Raw genomic sequence first — 16,963 nt, 5'->3', positions numbered from 1 at the left:
CGTCGAACATGCTGGGCTCGGCGACGAGCCCATATCTTCGGCAGCACGCCGACAATCCCGTCCACTGGCAGGAGTGGTCCGACGCCGCACTGAACCAGGCACGCGAACGCGATGTGCCGGTTCTGCTGTCGGTCGGCTACGCGGCCTGTCACTGGTGTCACGTGATGGCGCACGAGTCCTTCGAGGACGACGCCACCGCGGCGCAGATGAACCGTGACTTCGTCTGCGTCAAGGTCGATCGGGAGGAACGTCCCGACATCGATGCCATCTACATGAGTGCCACCGTCGCGATGACCGGGCAGGGTGGCTGGCCCATGACCTGCTTCCTCACGCCGGACGGCGACCCGTTCTACACCGGCACCTATTACCCGCCGCGGCCGCACGGTCAGATTCCCTCTTTCCGACAGGTTCTGACCGCGGTCAGCGACGCATGGACGCAGCGTCGAGCCGATCTCGACGACACCGCCGCCAAGGTGCGCGAACACATCGTGGCGAACACGGCCCCGTTGCCGGTGGGCACCGTCGCCGTCGACGACCGACTGCTCGCGCACGGCGTCCGCACCGCCCTCGGCGAGGAGGACCCCGAGTTCGGTGGTTTCGGCGGCGCACCCAAGTTCCCGCCCTCGGCGCTCGGAGAAGCGCTGATCCGGCACACCGAACGCACCGGCGACTCAGCTGCCATCGACGCCGCCGGAAGGACCTTGCATGCGATGGCCCGGGGCGGCATCTACGACCAGCTCGCCGGTGGTTTCGCCCGGTACTCGGTCGACGCCGGCTGGGTGGTGCCCCACTTCGAGAAGATGCTCTACGACAACGCGCAGCTGCTGCGGGCGTACGCCCATCTCGCACGGCGGACCGGAGATCCGCTGGCGCGCCGCGTCGTCGAGGAGACGGTCACCTTCCTCCGGCGGGACCTGCGGGTGCCGGGCGGGTTCGCCTCGTCGCTCGACGCCGATGCCGCCGGGGTTGAGGGGTCCACCTACGTGTGGACGCCGGCGGAGCTCGCCGAGGTCCTTGGACCGGAGACCGGACGCTGGGCCGCCGAACTGTTCGTCGTGACCGAGCGGGGCACCTTCGAACACGGCCGCTCGACGCTCCAACTGCCGTCCGACCCCGACGACCGCGAACGCTTCGACGCCGTACGTGCGGCTCTCCTCGACGCGCGGGGCAGGCGCGTCCAACCCGCCCGCGACGACAAGGTCGTCACCGCGTGGAACGCCATGACGATCACCGCACTCGCCGAGGCCGGTGCCGGGCTGGGCGAGGCCACCTACGTCGACGCCGCCGTTCGGTGCGCAGACAAGCTGCTGGGCATGCACCTCATCGGCGGCCGGCTCCGACGATCGTCGCTCGGCGGGCACGTGGGGGAGACCGATGGCGGGCTCGACGACCACGCGGCCCTGAGCACGGCTCTTCTCACGCTGTTCCAGGTGACCGGCGAAACCCGATGGCTGGGTGCTGGGTTGGGGTTGCTCGACTCCGCGGTCGAGCGCTTCGCCGACCCGGAGGCGCCCGGAGCCTGGTTCGACGCCACCGGCGAAGGGCTCATCGCCCGGCCCCGGGATCCGATCGACGGTGCCACCCCGTCGGGGGCGTCGCTCATGGCCGAGGCGCTGCTCACCGCATCGATGCTCGCCGATTCGGCCAAGGCGGTCGGTTACGCAGAACTACTGGAGGACAGCCTGTCCCGCGCGTCGGTGATCGTCGCCAAGCTGCCGCGATCGGCCGGGCACTGGATGTCGGTGATGTCGGCGCGGGTCGCCGGGCCGATCCAGGTAGCCGTGGCCGAAGGCCCCGCGTCGGATCATTCCCTGACCCGGGCGGCCTGGGCTCACGTCCCCGGCGGGGCGGTCGTCGTTGCCGGCGAACAGGATTCGCATCCGCTGCTCGTCGCACGCGGTCCGGTCGACGGACGCGACGCCGCCTATGTGTGCCGGGGAACGGTCTGCGGGCTGCCGGTCACGGACGAGGAGAACCTGGCCGCCCAGATCGGCTGAGGGCAGCTCGACGGCGCAGGTGTCGGATTCGCCGGAACGGGTATTGATGGGTATGCGCATCTCCACTCTGATCGGGACCTCGCTCGCCACCGCCGCAGCCGGCGCCATCGGCAGCGTGGTGACCAAACCCGCGGTCGAGACCTGGTATCCGAGGCTGAAGAAACCGCCCTTCGTCCCGCCGGCCTGGGTGTTCCCGGTGGCCTGGACCGCCCTCTACGCCGACATCGCGGTCACCTCCGCCACCACGATCGACGGCCTGGGCGAGTGGCCGGCCGCAGACGAGAAGCAGGCGTACATCGCCGCGCTCGGTGCCAATCTCGCACTCAACGGGGCATGGAGTTGGATCTACTTCGGTAGAGGGGCACTGGGCACCGCGTCGGTGGCATCGGCCGTCCTCACGGTCAGCAGTGCCGACCTGACACGGCGGACCGCGGCCGTGAATCCGAAGGCCGGGGCCGCGCTCGCCGCCTATCCGGCGTGGTGCGCCTTCGCCACGGTCCTGTCGACGTCGACGTGGTGGCTCAACCGCGACCGCAAGCGCGTATCACGCTGACCGGGAACGCAGTTCGCCCAGCACCTCCGCGAATCGTTCGATGGCCCAGTCGATCTCGTGCACGGTGATGACGAGCGGCGGGGCGAGCCGCAGCGTCGAACCGTGGGTGTCCTTGGCCAGGACGCCGTGCTCGGCGAGTCGGAGGCAGAAGTCCTTGCCGGTGCCGAGTGCGGGATCGAGATCGATTCCCGCCCAGAGCCCGAGACCTCGCGTCGCGACCACGCCGTGACCGACGAATTCCCGCAGCCGCGTGTGGAGGTGGTCGCCGAGATCGGTCGCGCGTTCCTGCCAGGTGCCCTCGGCCAGCATGTCGACGACGGTGTGGCCGATGGCCGCGGCGAGCGGGTTGCCGCCGAAAGTCGAGCCGTGCTGTCCGGGATGCAGGACGCCGAGGACCTCTCGATTCGCGACGACCGCGCTGACCGGCACGATCCCGCCACCGAGTGCCTTGCCGAGCAGGTAGATGTCAGGTTCGACGCCCCAGTGTTCGACGGCAAAGGTGCGCCCGGTCCGGCCGAGGCCCGACTGGATCTCGTCGGCGATCAGCAGGACGTCGTTGTCGGTGCACAGGGTGCGCACCCGCGGAAGGTAGTCGTCGGGCGGGACGACAATGCCGGCTTCGCCTTGGATGGGTTCGAGCAGGATGCCGACGGTCGTCTCGTCGATGGCGGCGGCGATCGCGTCGGCGTCGCCGTAGGGGACGCGGACGAAACCCGGTGTGTACGGTCCGAATCCGGTGCGGGCATCGGGGTCGTCGCTGAACGAGATGATCGTCGTGGTGCGGCCGTGGAAGTTGCCGCCGGCGACGATGATCGTCGCGCGGCCGTCGGGGACGCCCTTGACGTCATAACCCCATTTACGGGCGACCTTGATCGCGGACTCGACGGCCTCGGCGCCGGTGTTCATCGGCAACACCATCTCCTTGCCGCACAACTCCGCGAGGGCGGCGCAGAACGGCTCGAGACGGTCTGAGCGGAACGCGCGGCTGGTGAGGGTCACCCGTTCGATCTGTTCGAGTGCCGCTGCGACGATCCGCGGATGGCGGTGGCCGAAGTTGACCGCGGAATAAGCGCCCAGGCAGTCGAGGTGGCGCCTGCCGTCGACATCGGTGATCCACGCGCCCTCGGCGGTGGCAGCGGTGACGGGGATAGGGGAATAGTTTTGTGCCACATGCGGTTCGGCGTCGATCGTGGGACCTGCGGGAGCTGTCACATCGTGGGGGATGAGCGTGTCGGACATGGTGCGGGTCCTCCTCAGTTCCAAGGTGCAGCACTTGACCCCGCCGCCGCCCTTGAGCAACTCGGAGAGATCGACGGTCACCGGACGGAACCCGGCGTCGTGCAGCAGTGTCTCGAGATGCGGTGCGCGATCGGTCATCACGACGTTGAGCCCGTCGGAGACCAGGTTGAGGCCCAGTACCTCGGCGTCGGCGTCGGTGGCGATGAGGGCGTCGGGGAACAGGTCGTCGAGCAGGCGGCGTGAGCGTTCGGAGAACGCGGCTGGGTAATAGGCGATCGTGGCGTCGTCGAGGACGCCCAGTGCGGTGTCGAGGTGGTAGAACCGCGGGTCGACGAGGTCGAGGGTGATGACCGGGCGGCCGGTGATCGCGGCGACCTCGTCGTGCGCGGAGCGCTGGGTGCGGAAACCGGTGCCGGCGAGGATTCGGTCGCCGACGACCAGGAAGTCGCCCTCGCCCTCCTGTATGCCCGTGGTGCGGTGGACCGTGCCGAATCCATTGCGGGCGAACCACTCCGCGTACAAGTCGCCTTCGGCGGCCCGCTCCGGGAAGGCGAAGCTCGCGGCGATGACGGTGTCGCCGACGCTGAGACCGCCGTTCGCGGCGTAGACCATGTCGGGCAGGCCGGGCGCCGGGTCCACCAGATGCACAGTGTGGCCGAGTGATTCGTACGCCGCGCGGAGGGTGTGCCACTGGGAGAGGGCGCGGTCGGTGTCCACGGGGACCGAGGTGTCCATCCAGGGATTGATCGCATAGGACACGGTGAAGTGCACCGGTGGGGTCATCGCGTAGGTCCGTAGCCGCGCCTCCCGGACCAGGGGCGCACCGATGCCCGGGCTCGTCAGAGTCATGAATCGAGCGTATCGTCGGCCATTGGTGCAAACAATCGCCGTGAATTGCGCATCGCTGCAACAAATTGTCATGTCAGGGTCGGAAGGTGGTCATCCGTTGCGTACGCTCGACGATCTCGACGAGAAGGTGCTCGCCTGCCTCACCCGCGACGCCCGTGCGACGTATGCGCAGATCGGCGACGAGGTCGGGCTCTCGGCGCCGGCGGTCAAGCGTCGCGTCGACCGTCTCCTCGCCGACGGGGTGATCCGGGGATTCACCGCCATCGTCGACCCGCATGCCATGCAATGGACCACCGAGGCCTATGTGCAGGTGTACTGCCGGGGCAACATCTCGCCCGATGAACTCAAGGCGTCGTGGGAACCGATTCCCGAGGTCGTGAGCGCGGCGACCATCTCGGGTCAGGCCGACGCCATCCTCCGGGTGCGGGCCCGTGATGTCCGCCACCTCGAGCAGGCGCTCGAGCGCATCCGTGCGGCCGGGCCGGTCGACAAGTCCGAGTCGATCATCGTGCTCAGTGAACTGATCGACCGCGGTCATCCGTAGACCCCGGCGACCCGCAGAACCCGCTGTGCTAGTGTTGTCACCGTGATCAGCACCGTGCGCGCATATTGGCGCTTTATCGAGGCTCCGGGTGGGGCCACGATAAAGCGCTGACCAAGCGCGCGCACGTAACACCCGGAGCCCGAGCAGCGACCATACGGTCGCTGCTCTTTGTTTTGAGCGGGGCTCCACCACTGTGAAGGCGTGCCCCGATCGGATCACCGACAGGGCACGACCTCGAAAGGCACATACCGTGACCACTCTCCCGGATCTTCCGACCCGCACGGCCGACAAGGCCGAATCGACCTCCGATCGTCGGATCAAGTCCTTCCGTTCGATCCCGTCGCCCGACACCGTCCGCAGCGAACTCCCGCTGACCGCACGCCGTGCGCTGGCGGTTGCCCGCGACCGCGACGAGATCGCCGACATCCTCGCCGGCCGCGACGACCGTCTGCTCGTCATCGTCGGACCGTGCTCGGTGCACGATCCGATCGCCGCGATCGACTACGCACGTCGTCTCGCACCGCTGGCCGAGGCCTACGCCGATCGTCTGAAGATCGTCATGCGCGTCTACTTCGAGAAGCCGCGCACGACGGTCGGCTGGAAGGGTCTCATCAACGACCCCGGCATGGACAACACCTTCGACGTCGAGCGCGGCCTGCGCACCGCCCGGTCGCTGCTGCTCGACATCATCGACCTCGGACTGCCCGTCGGCTGTGAGTTCCTCGAGCCGACCAGCCCGCAGTACATCGCCGACGCCGTCGCATGGGGTGCCATCGGCGCCCGCACCACCGAGTCGCAGGTCCACCGCCAGCTCGCGTCGGGTCTGTCGATGCCGATCGGCTTCAAGAACGGCACCGACGGCAACGTCCAGGTCGCCATCGACGGTGTGAAAGCCGCTGCGGCCGAACATGTCTTCTTCGGAGTCGACGACTTCGGCAACGGCGCGGTCGTCGAGACCGCGGGTAACGAGGACTGCCACATCATCCTGCGCGGCGGCACCCGTGGACCCAACTTCGACGCCGAGTCGGTCGCGTCGGCGGCCGCGGCCCTCGACAAGGCCGGACTGCCCGCACGCGTGATGATCGACTGCTCGCACGCCAACTCCGGCAAGGACCACGTCCGCCAGGCGGAGGTCGCGACCGAGATCGCCGCGAGCCTGCGTGCCACCCGCGAGGCCGGCAAGGCGTCGAACATCAGCGGCGTCATGCTGGAGAGCTTCCTCGAGCCCGGCGCGCAGTCGACCGACGCCACCCCGCTGGTCTACGGCAAGTCCGTCACCGACAAGTGCATGGGCTGGGAGGCCAGCGCCACCGTGCTCGACGCACTCGCCCGCGCCTGAGTTCCGCCCTGCGCCTGGCTGGTCAGTTGACGACGACCAGCCAGGCGGCGGCGTAGTGGAGTAACGCGGCGACCGCGGTGCAGAGGTGGAAGACCTCGTGGTGGCCGAAGGTGTGCGGCCACGGATTGGGCCAGCGCATCGCGTAGAGGACGCCGCCGACGCTGTAGAGCACGCCCCCGAGGGCCAGCAGGACCATGATCAGGTAGCCGGTCTGGGAGACCAGGGCCGGGGCGACCACGACGATCACCCAGCCGAGCAGGATGTAGAGGGTCACGCCCAGCCAGCGCGGAGCGCCCGGCCAGAGGATCTTCAGCAGCGACCCGCCGAGCGCGCCGGTCCACACGATGCCGAGTACCCACCAACTCGTCGGCGACGGGAGGCCGAGGGCGCAGAACGGAGTGTAGGTGCCGGCGATGAACAGGAAGATCATCGCGTGGTCGGCACGCTTCATCCGGATGCGAGCACGCGCTGTTTTCCACGGAATCCGGTGATAGGTGGCGCTCACCGTGAAGAGTCCGACGACGGTGACCGCATAGATCGCGCACGTCAGTGCGGCGACCGCGCCGTCGATGAACGCGGCGCCGACGACCAGCGCGATACCGGCGACCGCTGCCACGTAGGCGGAGTAGTGGTGGATCACGCCGCGCAGACGGGGGCGATCAGCCACGTCCGGGGGGGGCGGGCTCGACAGTGTGTTCACGGAACCTACGGTACCGTAACTTACTCGCCTGTAGGGAAGCTCGTGGAGGTCGGCGGGGTCATCCTGCTCGCATCCCGGCGCGTAAGGTGTCCCACGTGACACGAGGCCGCGAAGGATGAAGCTGCTGCCGGATCGGGTGCGCCGTCCAGCTCTCACCATCTACGAACGTCGACTCATCCAACTCCTCGACACCCAGCGCCTACCGCGGCACGTCGCGATCATCTGCGACGGCAATCGCCGCTGGGCGCGCGAGGCGGGATTCGACGACGTCAGCCACGGACACCGGGTGGGTGCCCAGCGCATCGCCGACATGCTCGGCTGGTGCGCGGGTCTGGGCATCGAGGCCGTCACCATCTATCTGCTCTCCACCGAGAACCTGAACCGGTCGTCCGACGAGCTCGACGCACTGCTCGAGATCGTGCCCGACATCGTCGACGAGATCTCCTCGCCCGACGGCGACTGGTGCATCCGCATCGTCGGCACCCTCGACGCCCTGCCCGAGGCCGTCGCCGGGCGGCTGCGGGCCGCGGCCGACCGCACCTCCGAACGGCACGGCATGAACGTCAACGTCGCCGTCGGATACGGGGGCCGACAGGAGATCGTCGACGCGGTGCGGGCACTGCTCGACGAGAAGCGTGCCGCCGGTGCCACTCCCGAGGAGATGATCGAGGCGGTCACCGTCGAGGCGATCGACGCGAACCTCTACACCAAGGGGCAGCCCGACCCCGACCTCGTGATCAGGACCTCCGGAGAACAACGACTGTCGGGATTCCTGTTGTGGCAGAGCGCCTATTCGGAGATCTGGTTCACCGACGCGTACTGGCCGGAGTTCCGCCGGGTCGACTTCCTGCGCGCGCTACGGGACTACTCGGCGCGCAGCCGACGATTCGGCAAGTAGGTCGCGAAGGGCCTGCAGGTCGGCGGTGAAGGTCGACGCCGCGGGCGTTCCGAAGCCGACGACCAGGCCGCCGTGTGGCAGGGGATCGGCGTCCGGGTGACGGAACAACGACAAGCCGACGAGCCCGATCCCGCGCCGGAACGCCTCATGGACGAGTGGGCCCTCGACCGCATGGTCGACCGGGATGACCGCGTGGAGTCCGGCGGCGATGCCGGGCAGCGCGAAACCGCATGCGGTGACGGCTTCGACGAGTGCGTCGCGGCGCTGCCGGTACACCTGCCGGCTGCGGCGGATGTGCCGGTCGTAGGCGCCGGAGTCGATGAGCTCGGCGAGGATCAGCTGATCGACGATGCTCGCGTCGCCTTCGCGTAGTCCTTTGGCGCCCACCACGACGTCCACCAGCTGAGGGGGCAGCGCAAGCCACCCGGCGCGCACGGCGGGAGAGAGGCTCTTGGACATGGACCCGGCGTGGACCACCACATCCGGGCCGAGCGCCTGCAGAGCGCCGACCGGGTCACGGTCGTACCGGAACTCGCCGTCGTAGTCGTCCTCGACGATGATCGCCCCGGTCCGCCGGGCCCACTCGATGACCCGCATGCGCCGCGACGGCGACAGCGGCACCCCGGTCGGGAACTGGTGGCTCGGCGACAGCAGGACCGCCGAGGCGCCGCTGCGCTCGAGGTCGTCGATCACCATCCCCTCATTGTCGACGGGGATCGGGATCGTTCGGGTGTCGCCGCGTTCGACGGCCCGCCAATGGAAGGGGAGGCCGTGACTCTCGACCGCCAAGGCGTCGCCGAAGACGTTGCGCGACAGCAACTCCAGCGAGGACTGTACCGCGGTCCCGAGGACCACCCGGTCGGCGGTCGTGCGGACGCCGCGGGTCCGGCCCAGGTATGCGCTCAGGGCGTGCCGGAGCTCCGGGCGACCCTGCGGGTGCGCGGGTGCGAACGCATCGTCGCCGGCGTCGGTGAGAACGCGGCGGGTGGCACGGATCCAGTCCGTCCGCGGGAACATGCCGGCGCACGGCTGTCCGAGCGAGAAGTCGTGCGGGAAGCGGAACATCGGGTGCGCCTGCGGGCGTTCGTCGTCCCGTCCGGCGGCGTCGGGGCGTGCTGCGCCCTCGGCCACGCGTGTGGCCGAACCCTGGCGCGCGGTCAGCCAGCCCTCGGCGATCAGCTCCTGATAGACCGCCGACACCGTGCCTCGGGCGAGGCCGAGGTCGGCGGCGAGCGAACGGTAGGGCGGAAGGGCGGTGCCCGCGGGGAGGCGCCCGTCGAGGATCGCCGACCGCAGCGCCTCGATGAGCGTTCGACGCAGCGTCGCACCGCGCCCGCGTGCACTCGCCCCGGGGTCCGGCTGCAGGTCGAGGAACAGATCGGCGCCGAGGCGAGCAGCCACCTCCGCCCACGGGTCGGGAGGGACGTCGCCTTGATTGACCCTGTTTTCTTCCATCAGATTGGACCACTTTCTTGCGCTAATCTCGCATTAGCCTAGGTCCAGAAGACAAATGGAGACACAACAACCGACGAAGTCGGCGAGGAGGGGCGAGATGAAGATCGTGGTGATCGGAGCGAGCGGGGTACTGGGCAGCCGGGTGGCGGATCTGCTCGCCGAGCGCGGCAACGAGGTGGTGCGGGCGAACCGGACGGCCGGGGTCGACGCCTATACCGGCGAGGGGCTGGCCCAGGCGATGTCCGGGGCCGACGTCGTGGTCGACTGCCTCAGTGTCGAGACGCTGAGCGCGAAGAAAGCGGTCGACTTCTTCCGGACGACGGCGCACAACATCGGGCGGGCGGCGACCGCAGCTGCGGTGGGGCACGTCGTCTGCGTCTCGATCGTCAACGCGGACGATCCGGCGGTGAACGCGAAATTCGGTTACTACCAGGGCAAAGCGGCTCAGGAGGCCGCGTACCGCGACGTCGTCGACCCGGCGACACTCACCATCCTCGCGTCGGTTCAGTGGTTCGAACTCGCCGAACAGATGATGGGGCGGATGGCCGTCGGTCCCGTCGCGATCGTGCCGAAGATGCGGTGCCGCCCGGCGGCCGCGGAGGACGTGGCGAAGGTGGTCGCGGACACGGCCACCACCGCGCCCGCCCCGGTCGGGGCGGGTGGGCTCCGTAAGATCGAGGTCGCGGGACCGGCGGAGATGGACCTCCTCGGAGTGGCAAAAGCCGTTGCGGCGCAACGTGGATCGCCGCGCTGGATTCTCGGGGCGCCCGTCGGCGGGCCGGCGATCCGCGGCGGGGGTCTGGTGCCCGCGAACCCGGATGTCGTCACCCCGACCACCCTCGAGCAGTGGTTGGCACGCCACGCCGACGCCCCGGCGGGAAGTGCGCGATGAGTGTCCGGACCCGCCCGTCGACACGCATGTGGATTCCGCAGGACAATCCCGCGGTCTACAAGGCTCTCGTCGCCCTGCAGCGCGCGTCGTCGGCGGGTGTCGACGCCGAGATCGGCGAGCTGATCTCGATGAGGGTGTCGCAGCTCAACGGCTGCGCATACTGCCTGCACATGCACGCCGGCGATGCACTCGCCGCACGGATCGACCCGCACAAGCTGCTGATGCTCCCGGCCTGGCGCGAGGCCGGAACCGTGTTCGACGCACGGGAGCGCGCCGTCCTCGGGTTGGCCGAACAACTCACCGAGCTCGGCGAGGGCGGGGTGACCGATGACGTGTTCGACGACGTGCGAGCACATTTCGACGCCGTGGAGACCGGACAACTCGTCGCCGCGATCGCGATGATCAACACCTGGAACCGGATCGCGATCGCCGGCGGCTACCCGGCCGGGCTCGACGAGCGGCGTGTGTCGCCCGCGTTCGGCTGACCGCTGGTTGTTCCCTCCCGCGGGACTGTTTCCTTCCCGCGAGCGCTACCCGGTAAGCGGGAAGGAATCGGTCACGCGGGAAACTTGTATTTCCGAAGTCGTTGATACACGACCTGATCCGCCGTTCGCGTCGTTGAATCCAGCCAACCCAACAACCGGCCGGCAACGACTCACCGACGAGCTGGCGGCGCGAACCGACACCCGCCGTCGACGACTCGACGAGTGGACCGCAACAACCCGCCACCGTTCCGAGGTCATCTCCCCAGCTTCTGAGAAGCGCCCGGATCCCGACTGCCGAACCTCAACTCGACCGGTAGACGTCGATCGAAGTCTGCCGGTCGGGTTGACGTCGACCGGTAGTTAGGTGGGCGACGGTGTCTCACCAGGCCTTCGTGGCTCGTCGCTTGCGCTCCTCACACCTCAGGCAGCGAGGCCGGCTGTCGCTTGCGCTCCTCACACCTCAGGCAGCGAGGCCGGCTGTCGCTTGCGCTCCTCGCACATCAGGCATCGGGCCTGGGTGCGTCGCGCTCTGTCGGATCAGCCGGTAGAGGGGTGCCACGGGCATCAGCCGCGCTACGCCATGGCGAACGGGGAGATCTCCATACCGATCTCGAGAGATCCGGCGATCTCCCTGATCTCGTCGTAGTCGAAGACCACGTGGCCGGACAGGACGTCGACGTCGCGGCGCGCACGCTGCACCGGATGGTCCAGGAAGTGCACACTGGCGCCCGACGCCTCGAGCAGCGTGCCGATCACGGCTCTCGACTCGTTCACGATGCGGGCCGCGGCAAGACGTGCCTGTGCCCGCGTGGGGACGTCGACCGTCCCGCCGGCAGCGAGGATGCCGTCGATGGTCGCCGTGGTCTCCGCGAGGAGGCCGCGGAGAGCCCGGAGTCGGATTCGGGCATCCCCCAGGCGAATCCGCGCCGCGGGCTTGTCCTTCTGTTTGACCATCTGGTACGCCAGGACGCGTTCGGAGAGCCGTGCCGCGTACAGGTCGGCGACCCGCTCGGCCGTGCCCAGGGCGGGCATCGCAGCCAGCAGGGCGAGCGCGGGGACCATCGGCCAGCGATACGAGTGGTTGTCGTGCAGCGTCGCGCCAGGTGTCCTGCCCGCGTAGAGATCTCGAACCCGGACCGTGCGGTGGGCCGGTACGAAGGCGTCCTCGATGACGACGTCGTTGGATCCGGTCGCCCGCATGCCGTCGGTGTGCCAGACGTCCTCCACGCGCGCGTCGTCGATCGGCAGGAGGGCGAGGATGGCGTCGGGTCGGTCGCCGGTGACGACAGCGCCCACCATCACCCAGTTGGCTGCCATGATGCCGGTGGCCCAGGACCAGCGTCCGGATAGGGAGAAACCGCCCTCCCGCGGCTCCGCGGTCCCGGTCGGCGCCAGTGGCGCCGGTGCGAGGTACGGGCGATCTGCGAATGCCTCCTCCTGCGCCGCCTCGCTGAACAGCGCGGTGATCCAGCCGTGCAGCGTGTAGAAACCCAGTGTCCAGGCGCTCGACGTGCAGCCATGGGCCAGGCGTCGGACATGGTCGAGGATCTCGGGGAAGGGTGCTTCGAGTCCGCCGAATCTGCTGGGGATCAACAGATCCAGGAGGCCGGAGTCGGTCGCGTCGCGGATGGTCTCGGCCGGCAGTTGCCGTAGATCTTCCGCCCGGCCGGCGCGTTCGGCCAGGGCAGCGATGAATTCGTCGGTGATCCGCACCGTTCCGGATGTCGGGGTGTCCACGGATCGGAACGTAACATACAGAAAAGTATGGGATACCCGGTTCGGGCCGGAAAGCGCAGTTAGGGTGAGCGAATGGGGCGAGCGCAAGAGCGAGGTGGCGGCCATCTGTCGGCCGACGACTGGATCGAGCTCGGGTACGCGATCCTGGCCGAGGAGGGGTTCAAGCAGATCAAGATCGACACCGTCTGCAAGCGCATGGGGGTCACCAAAGGCAGTTTCTACTGGCACTTCACCGACATCGCGGCCTACCGCGCGGCGCTGGTCGCACGATGGGGCGAGTGGAGCGACGAGGAGCACCAGAACTTCGCGGCGCTGGCCGGCCTACCCCCACGCGATCGTCTGCTGGGCCTGATCGCTCAGCTCACGAGTCCGCGCCACTGGATGATCGAACGGGCGATGCGGGAATGGGCGCGCTCGGATCCGGAGGCCGAGGCGAGTATCCGCACCTCCGATCGTCGTGCGCGAGAAGCGGTGCGCCGGTGTCTCCTCGACCACGGGCTGGACCCGAGAATCGCATCCGTGCGGGCCAACTGGATCTTCGCGATGGGGATCGGGGCGCTGCACCTGTCCTATTCCGAGGAGGATCGCGCGGCGGCAGGCCGCCACAGCGCGGAACTGGTCGATCTGATGCTCACGCCGGCGTGATTTTTCAGAGCTTTCGCAGGCGGACCCGGTTGATGGCGTGGTCGACGTCCTTGCGGAGCACCAGCGAGGCGCGTGGGCGGGTGGGCAGGATGTTCTCGATGAGGTTCGGCCGGTTGATCGAGGTCCACAGGTCCCGGGCCGCAGCCGTGGCCTGCTCGTCGGTGAGCGAGGCGTACGCGTGAAAGTGCGAGTCCGGGTTGGCGAACGACGTGGTCCGCATCTGCAGGAAGCGCGAGATGTACCACTCCTCGATGTCCTCGATCTTGGCGTCGACGTAGATCGAGAAGTCGAAGAGATCCGACACCATCAGCGTCGGGCCGGTCTGCAGGACGTTCAACCCCTCGAGGATGAGGATGTCGGGTTGCCGCACATAGTGATAGACGTTCGGCACGATGTCATAGGCGAGGTGTGAATAGACCGGCGCCGCGACCTCGCGCGCACCCGACTTCACCTCGGTCACGAAGCGGAGCAGCGCGCGCCGGTCATACGATTCGGGAAAACCCTTGCGGTGCAGTATTCCTCGACGCTGCATCTCCGCCGTCGGCAGCAGAAAGCCGTCGGTGGTGATCAGGTCGACCTTCGGATGCGACTCCCACCGGGCGAGCAACGCCGCGAGAACGCGCGCCGTCGTCGACTTGCCCACGGCCACACTGCCTGCGATGCCGATGACGAACGGGACCTGCCGATTGATCTGACGCTCGCCGAGGAAGGTCGAGGTGGCCGCGAACAGTCGTTGGCGCGCAGCGACTTGCAGATGGATCAGACGCGATAGAGGCAGATAGACGTCGGCGACCTCCTCGAGGTCGATCTGCTCACCGAGGCCCACGAGCTCGGAGAGCTCGGACTCGTTCAGCACGAGAGGCATGGACTCACGCAGTTCGCGCCACTGCCGGCGGTCGAGTTCCAGGTACAGACTGGGGTCCCGATCACTGGCATTGCGAGCCATCAGCGCAGCTCCGGGGTAGTGGTGAGCGCGGCTGCCCGGGTCATCATGCGTAACAGCTTAGGGCCCATCGCTCGCCGCGACGCGGTGGGTCCACGCGGGGCCTCCGCTCGCGGTAACGTGCCCGGTATGCCGGCCGACCACGCGACCCCCGACCTCGTCACCGACTACCTGCGGCTGGGGCTGGCGTTCGACCGGCTGGAAGAAGGCTTCGTCGATGCGTTCACCGGCGACCCGGCCCTGCGCGCCGAGATCGCGAACGGGCCCGCGCCCGATCCGGCGAAGCTCGCCGCGCAGGCCCGGGCGTTGCGCGCCGAACTCCCCGGAGATCTGCCCGCCGACCGCGCGGAGTTCATCGGCTCCCATCTGCGGGCGCTCGAATGCTCAGCCCGCAAGTTCACCGGCGATGAGATCTCCTTCGTCGATGAGGTCAGCGCCTACTTCGACGTCGACATCGCCCTCGCCGACGCCGACCGCTACCGGCAGGCCCACGCCGAACTCGCCGAGGCGCTCGGCCTTGCCGACGCCACCGGTGACGAACTCCGCGACGCGTACGCCGCCCATCGTCGGGCCGACGAGATCCCCGCCGACAAGGTCGACGAATGCGTCCGGGCGTTCAGCGGTGCCCTGCGCGAACGAGTTCGCGCGCAGTACCCGTTGCCCGACAACGAGATCGTCGACTTCGAGGTCGTCACCGACAAGCCGTGGTCGGGGTTCAACTACTACCTCGGCGACTACCGGTCGCGGGTCGCGATCAACACCGACCTCACGCAGTACATGTCCTCGCTCCCGCACCTGATCGCCCACGAGGCCTACCCCGGCCACCACACCGAGCACTGCCGCAAGGAACAACTACTCGTCGGCGCCGGCCAGCACGAGCAGTCGATCTTCCTCGTCAACACCCCGCAGTGTCTGATGGCCGAGGGGCTCGCCGACCACGCCCTGACCGCCATCATGGGCAAGGAGTGGGGCGCCTGGGCGCAGGAGATCTACGCCGACCTCGGCCTGCGCTTCGACGCCGATCGGGCGATTCGCGTCGGACGCGCGACCTCCGGACTGCTGACCGTCCGCCAGGATGCGGCCCTCATGCTGCACGACCAGCACGCCGACGCCGACACCGTCGCCGACTTCCTCCAGACCTGGTTGCTCGCACCGCCCGAGCGGGCCCGGCAGATGCTGCGCTTCCTCACCTCGCCGCTGTGGCGGGCCTACATCAGCACCTACGTCGAGGGTTACCAACTGCTCGAGACCTGGCTCGACGCCGCCGGCGACCGCGCCGCTGCCTTCGGACGGCTGCTCGACGAACCGCTCATCCCGGCGAGCCTGCGCCGTGAGCTGGTAGCGGGTTAGGGGATCGCGGCGCAGGTCCCTAGACTTGTCGCCATGACCGCGAACTCGTCATCCGTGAACTCGATGTCCCTGGCGGAGCTCGACCCCGACGTCGCCGCCGCCATGAACGGCGAACTCAGCCGTCAGCGGGACACTCTCGAGATGATCGCCTCGGAGAACTTCGTGCCGCGTGCGGTGCTGCAGGCGCAGGGCAGCGTGCTCACCAACAAGTACGCCGAGGGTTACCCGGGACGCCGTTACTACGGCGGCTGCGAATACGTCGACGTGGTCGAGGACATCGCCCGCAACCGCGCCAAGGAGCTGTTCGGCGCCGACTTCGCCAACGTCCAGCCCCATTCGGGCGCGCAGGCCAACGCGGCCGTGCTGCAGGCCCTGATGGAGCCGGGGGAGACCATGCTCGGTCTCGACCTCGCCCACGGCGGCCACCTCACGCACGGCATGCGTCTCAACTTCTCCGGCAAGCTCTACGAGAACGCCTTCTACGGCGTGAGCAAGGAAGACTTCCGGATCGACATGGACGAGGTGCGCAAGATCGCCCTCGACGTGAAGCCCAAGGTCATCGTCGCCGGCTGGTCGGCTTATCCGCGCACGCTCGACTTCGAGGCGTTCCGCTCCATCGCCGACGAGGTGGGCGCCCACCTGTGGGTCGACATGGCGCACTTCGCCGGACTCGTCGCCGCCGGCCTGCACCCGTCGCCGGTGCCGCACGCCGATGTCGTCAGCTCGACCGTGCACAAGACCCTCGGCGGACCCCGCTCCGGCATCATCCTGGCCACGCAGGAGTGGGCCAAGAAGCTCAACTCGGCCGTGTTCCCCGGCCAGCAGGGCGGACCGCTCATGCACGCGATCGCCGGCAAGGCCGTCGCACTGAAGATCGCCGGCACCGAGGAGTTCGCGGAGCGTCAGCGCCGCACCTTGTCGGGTGCGAGCATCCTCGCCGAACGCCTCAACGGTGAGGATGTCGCCAAGGCCGGCGTCTCGGTCCTGACCGGCGGCACCGACGTCCACCTCGTGCTCGTCGACCTGCGCAACAGTGACCTCGACGGCCAGCAGGCCGAGGATCTGCTCCACCAGGTCGGGATCACGGTCAACCGCAACGCGGTGCCGTTCGACCCGCGCCCGCCGATGGTCACCTCGGGTCTGCGCATCGGTACCCCGGCGCTGGCCACCCGTGGCTTCGGCGACGAAGAGTTCACCGAGGTCGCCGACATCATCGCGACGGCACTCGCCGCGGGCTCGTCGGCCGACGTCTCGGCCCTGCGCGGCCGGGTGTCCAAGCTCGCCCTCGACTTCCCGCTCTACGAGGGACTCGAGGAGTGGGGACTGATGAGCCGCAT

Annotated in this window: 15 protein-coding genes; 10 read left to right on the top strand and 5 right to left on the bottom strand. The window is 68.6% G+C overall.

Annotated features, from left to right (window positions below):
* Nucleotides 1-8 precede the first annotated feature (8 nt).
* Nucleotides 9-1,997, top strand: coding sequence for a thioredoxin domain-containing protein (locus M1L58_RS14650; protein ID WP_248659488.1), 1,989 nt, complete (start codon nt 9-11; stop codon nt 1,995-1,997).
* Nucleotides 1,998-2,049: 52 nt separating this feature from the next.
* Entirely contained in the window at nt 2,050-2,550 is a 501-nt protein-coding gene (locus M1L58_RS14645; RefSeq protein WP_248659433.1) for a TspO/MBR family protein, read from the top strand.
* Here the strand turns inward: M1L58_RS14645 and rocD are convergent.
* Nucleotides 2,542-4,638, bottom strand: coding sequence for an ornithine--oxo-acid transaminase (gene rocD / locus M1L58_RS23350; RefSeq protein WP_282578736.1), 2,097 nt, complete (start codon nt 4,636-4,638; stop codon nt 2,542-2,544). The two genes, M1L58_RS14645 and rocD, sit on opposite strands and share 9 nt — an antisense overlap.
* 97 nt (nt 4,639-4,735) lie before the next feature.
* Between rocD and M1L58_RS14635 the strand changes: the two genes are divergently transcribed.
* Together M1L58_RS14635 and M1L58_RS14630 are read left to right on the top strand one after the other, a co-directional pair.
* Nucleotides 4,736-5,182: an Lrp/AsnC family transcriptional regulator gene (locus M1L58_RS14635; RefSeq protein WP_006866052.1), complete on the top strand. Its 447-nt coding sequence runs from the start codon at nt 4,736-4,738 to the stop codon at nt 5,180-5,182.
* Nucleotides 5,183-5,432: 250 nt separating this feature from the next.
* Complete coding sequence (locus M1L58_RS14630) at nt 5,433-6,521, top strand: 3-deoxy-7-phosphoheptulonate synthase (protein WP_248659432.1); 1,089 nt, start codon at nt 5,433-5,435, stop codon at nt 6,519-6,521.
* Between the two features lie 22 nt (nt 6,522-6,543).
* Here the strand turns inward: M1L58_RS14630 and trhA are convergent, their stop codons facing one another.
* A complete protein-coding gene (gene trhA, locus M1L58_RS14625; protein ID WP_248659431.1) occupies nt 6,544-7,221 on the bottom strand; it encodes a PAQR family membrane homeostasis protein TrhA in 678 nt (225 codons plus the stop codon).
* Nucleotides 7,222-7,336: 115 nt separating this feature from the next.
* On the opposite strand from trhA, the gene M1L58_RS14620 reads away from it, so the two are divergent.
* Nucleotides 7,337-8,119, top strand: a complete 783-nt coding sequence (locus M1L58_RS14620) for an isoprenyl transferase (RefSeq protein WP_006866049.1) — start codon at nt 7,337-7,339, stop codon at nt 8,117-8,119.
* Here M1L58_RS14620 and pdxR read toward each other — a convergent pair.
* Complete coding sequence (gene pdxR, locus M1L58_RS14615; RefSeq protein ID WP_248659430.1) at nt 8,078-9,574, bottom strand: MocR-like pyridoxine biosynthesis transcription factor PdxR; 1,497 nt, start codon at nt 9,572-9,574, stop codon at nt 8,078-8,080. The two genes, M1L58_RS14620 and pdxR, sit on opposite strands and share 42 nt — an antisense overlap.
* Nucleotides 9,575-9,671: 97 nt before the next feature.
* On the opposite strand from pdxR, the gene M1L58_RS14610 reads away from it, so the two are divergent.
* Complete coding sequence (locus tag M1L58_RS14610; protein ID WP_248659429.1) at nt 9,672-10,466, top strand: SDR family oxidoreductase; 795 nt, start codon at nt 9,672-9,674, stop codon at nt 10,464-10,466.
* Entirely contained in the window at nt 10,463-10,951 is a 489-nt protein-coding gene (locus M1L58_RS14605; RefSeq protein ID WP_248659428.1) for a carboxymuconolactone decarboxylase family protein, read from the top strand. The genes M1L58_RS14610 and M1L58_RS14605 overlap by 4 nt, the downstream gene beginning before the upstream one ends.
* Nucleotides 10,952-11,524: 573 nt before the next feature.
* On the opposite strand, the gene M1L58_RS14600 is transcribed toward M1L58_RS14605, so the two are convergent.
* Nucleotides 11,525-12,688, bottom strand: coding sequence for an acyl-CoA dehydrogenase (locus tag M1L58_RS14600; RefSeq protein WP_248659427.1), 1,164 nt, complete (start codon nt 12,686-12,688; stop codon nt 11,525-11,527).
* 72 nt (nt 12,689-12,760) lie between these two features.
* On the opposite strand from M1L58_RS14600, the gene M1L58_RS14595 reads away from it, so the two are divergent.
* Nucleotides 12,761-13,333 carry a TetR/AcrR family transcriptional regulator gene (locus M1L58_RS14595; protein ID WP_248659426.1) on the top strand — a complete coding sequence of 191 codons (573 nt, stop codon included), beginning with the start codon at nt 12,761-12,763 and terminating at the stop codon, nt 13,331-13,333.
* Between the two features lie 4 nt (nt 13,334-13,337).
* Here the strand turns inward: M1L58_RS14595 and coaA are convergent, their stop codons facing one another.
* Nucleotides 13,338-14,279 carry a type I pantothenate kinase gene (gene coaA, locus M1L58_RS14590; RefSeq protein WP_006866043.1) on the bottom strand — a complete coding sequence of 314 codons (942 nt, stop codon included), beginning with the start codon at nt 14,277-14,279 and terminating at the stop codon, nt 13,338-13,340.
* Between the two features lie 126 nt (nt 14,280-14,405).
* Here coaA and M1L58_RS14585 point away from each other — a divergent pair, with 126 nt between their 5' ends.
* Both M1L58_RS14585 and glyA read left to right on the top strand, forming a co-directional pair.
* A complete protein-coding gene (locus tag M1L58_RS14585; RefSeq protein ID WP_248659425.1) occupies nt 14,406-15,626 on the top strand; it encodes a DUF2268 domain-containing protein in 1,221 nt (406 codons plus the stop codon).
* A gap of 33 nt (nt 15,627-15,659) precedes the next feature.
* The coding region (glyA, locus tag M1L58_RS14580; RefSeq protein ID WP_282578735.1) for a serine hydroxymethyltransferase at nt 15,660-16,963 on the top strand (1,304 nt) is incomplete at its 3' end.

Source organism: Gordonia sp. C13 (assembly GCF_023218005.1).
Taxonomy (GTDB): domain Bacteria; phylum Actinomycetota; class Actinomycetes; order Mycobacteriales; family Mycobacteriaceae; genus Gordonia; species Gordonia namibiensis.
The sequence above is the reverse complement of the archived record's forward strand: the minus strand, read 5'-3'. Positions and strand labels throughout refer to the sequence as shown.

Bases quoted from the DNA above. Each gene is read 5' to 3' on its own strand.
- M1L58_RS14650 (WP_248659488.1), top strand. From the start codon at position 9: ATGCTGGGCTCGGCGACGAGCCCATATCTTCGGCAGCACGCCGACAAT.
- M1L58_RS14645 (WP_248659433.1), top strand. From the start codon at position 2,050: ATGCGCATCTCCACTCTGATCGGGACCTCGCTCGCCACCGCCGCAGCC.
- rocD (WP_282578736.1), bottom strand. From the start codon at position 4,638: ATGACTCTGACGAGCCCGGGCATCGGTGCGCCCCTGGTCCGGGAGGCG.
- M1L58_RS14620 (WP_006866049.1), top strand. From the start codon at position 7,337: ATGAAGCTGCTGCCGGATCGGGTGCGCCGTCCAGCTCTCACCATCTAC.
- pdxR (WP_248659430.1), bottom strand. From the start codon at position 9,574: ATGGAAGAAAACAGGGTCAATCAAGGCGACGTCCCTCCCGACCCGTGG.
- M1L58_RS14610 (WP_248659429.1), top strand. From the start codon at position 9,672: ATGAAGATCGTGGTGATCGGAGCGAGCGGGGTACTGGGCAGCCGGGTG.
- M1L58_RS14605 (WP_248659428.1), top strand. From the start codon at position 10,463: ATGAGTGTCCGGACCCGCCCGTCGACACGCATGTGGATTCCGCAGGAC.
- M1L58_RS14595 (WP_248659426.1), top strand. From the start codon at position 12,761: ATGGGGCGAGCGCAAGAGCGAGGTGGCGGCCATCTGTCGGCCGACGAC.
- coaA (WP_006866043.1), bottom strand. From the start codon at position 14,279: ATGGCTCGCAATGCCAGTGATCGGGACCCCAGTCTGTACCTGGAACTC.
- M1L58_RS14585 (WP_248659425.1), top strand. From the start codon at position 14,406: ATGCCGGCCGACCACGCGACCCCCGACCTCGTCACCGACTACCTGCGG.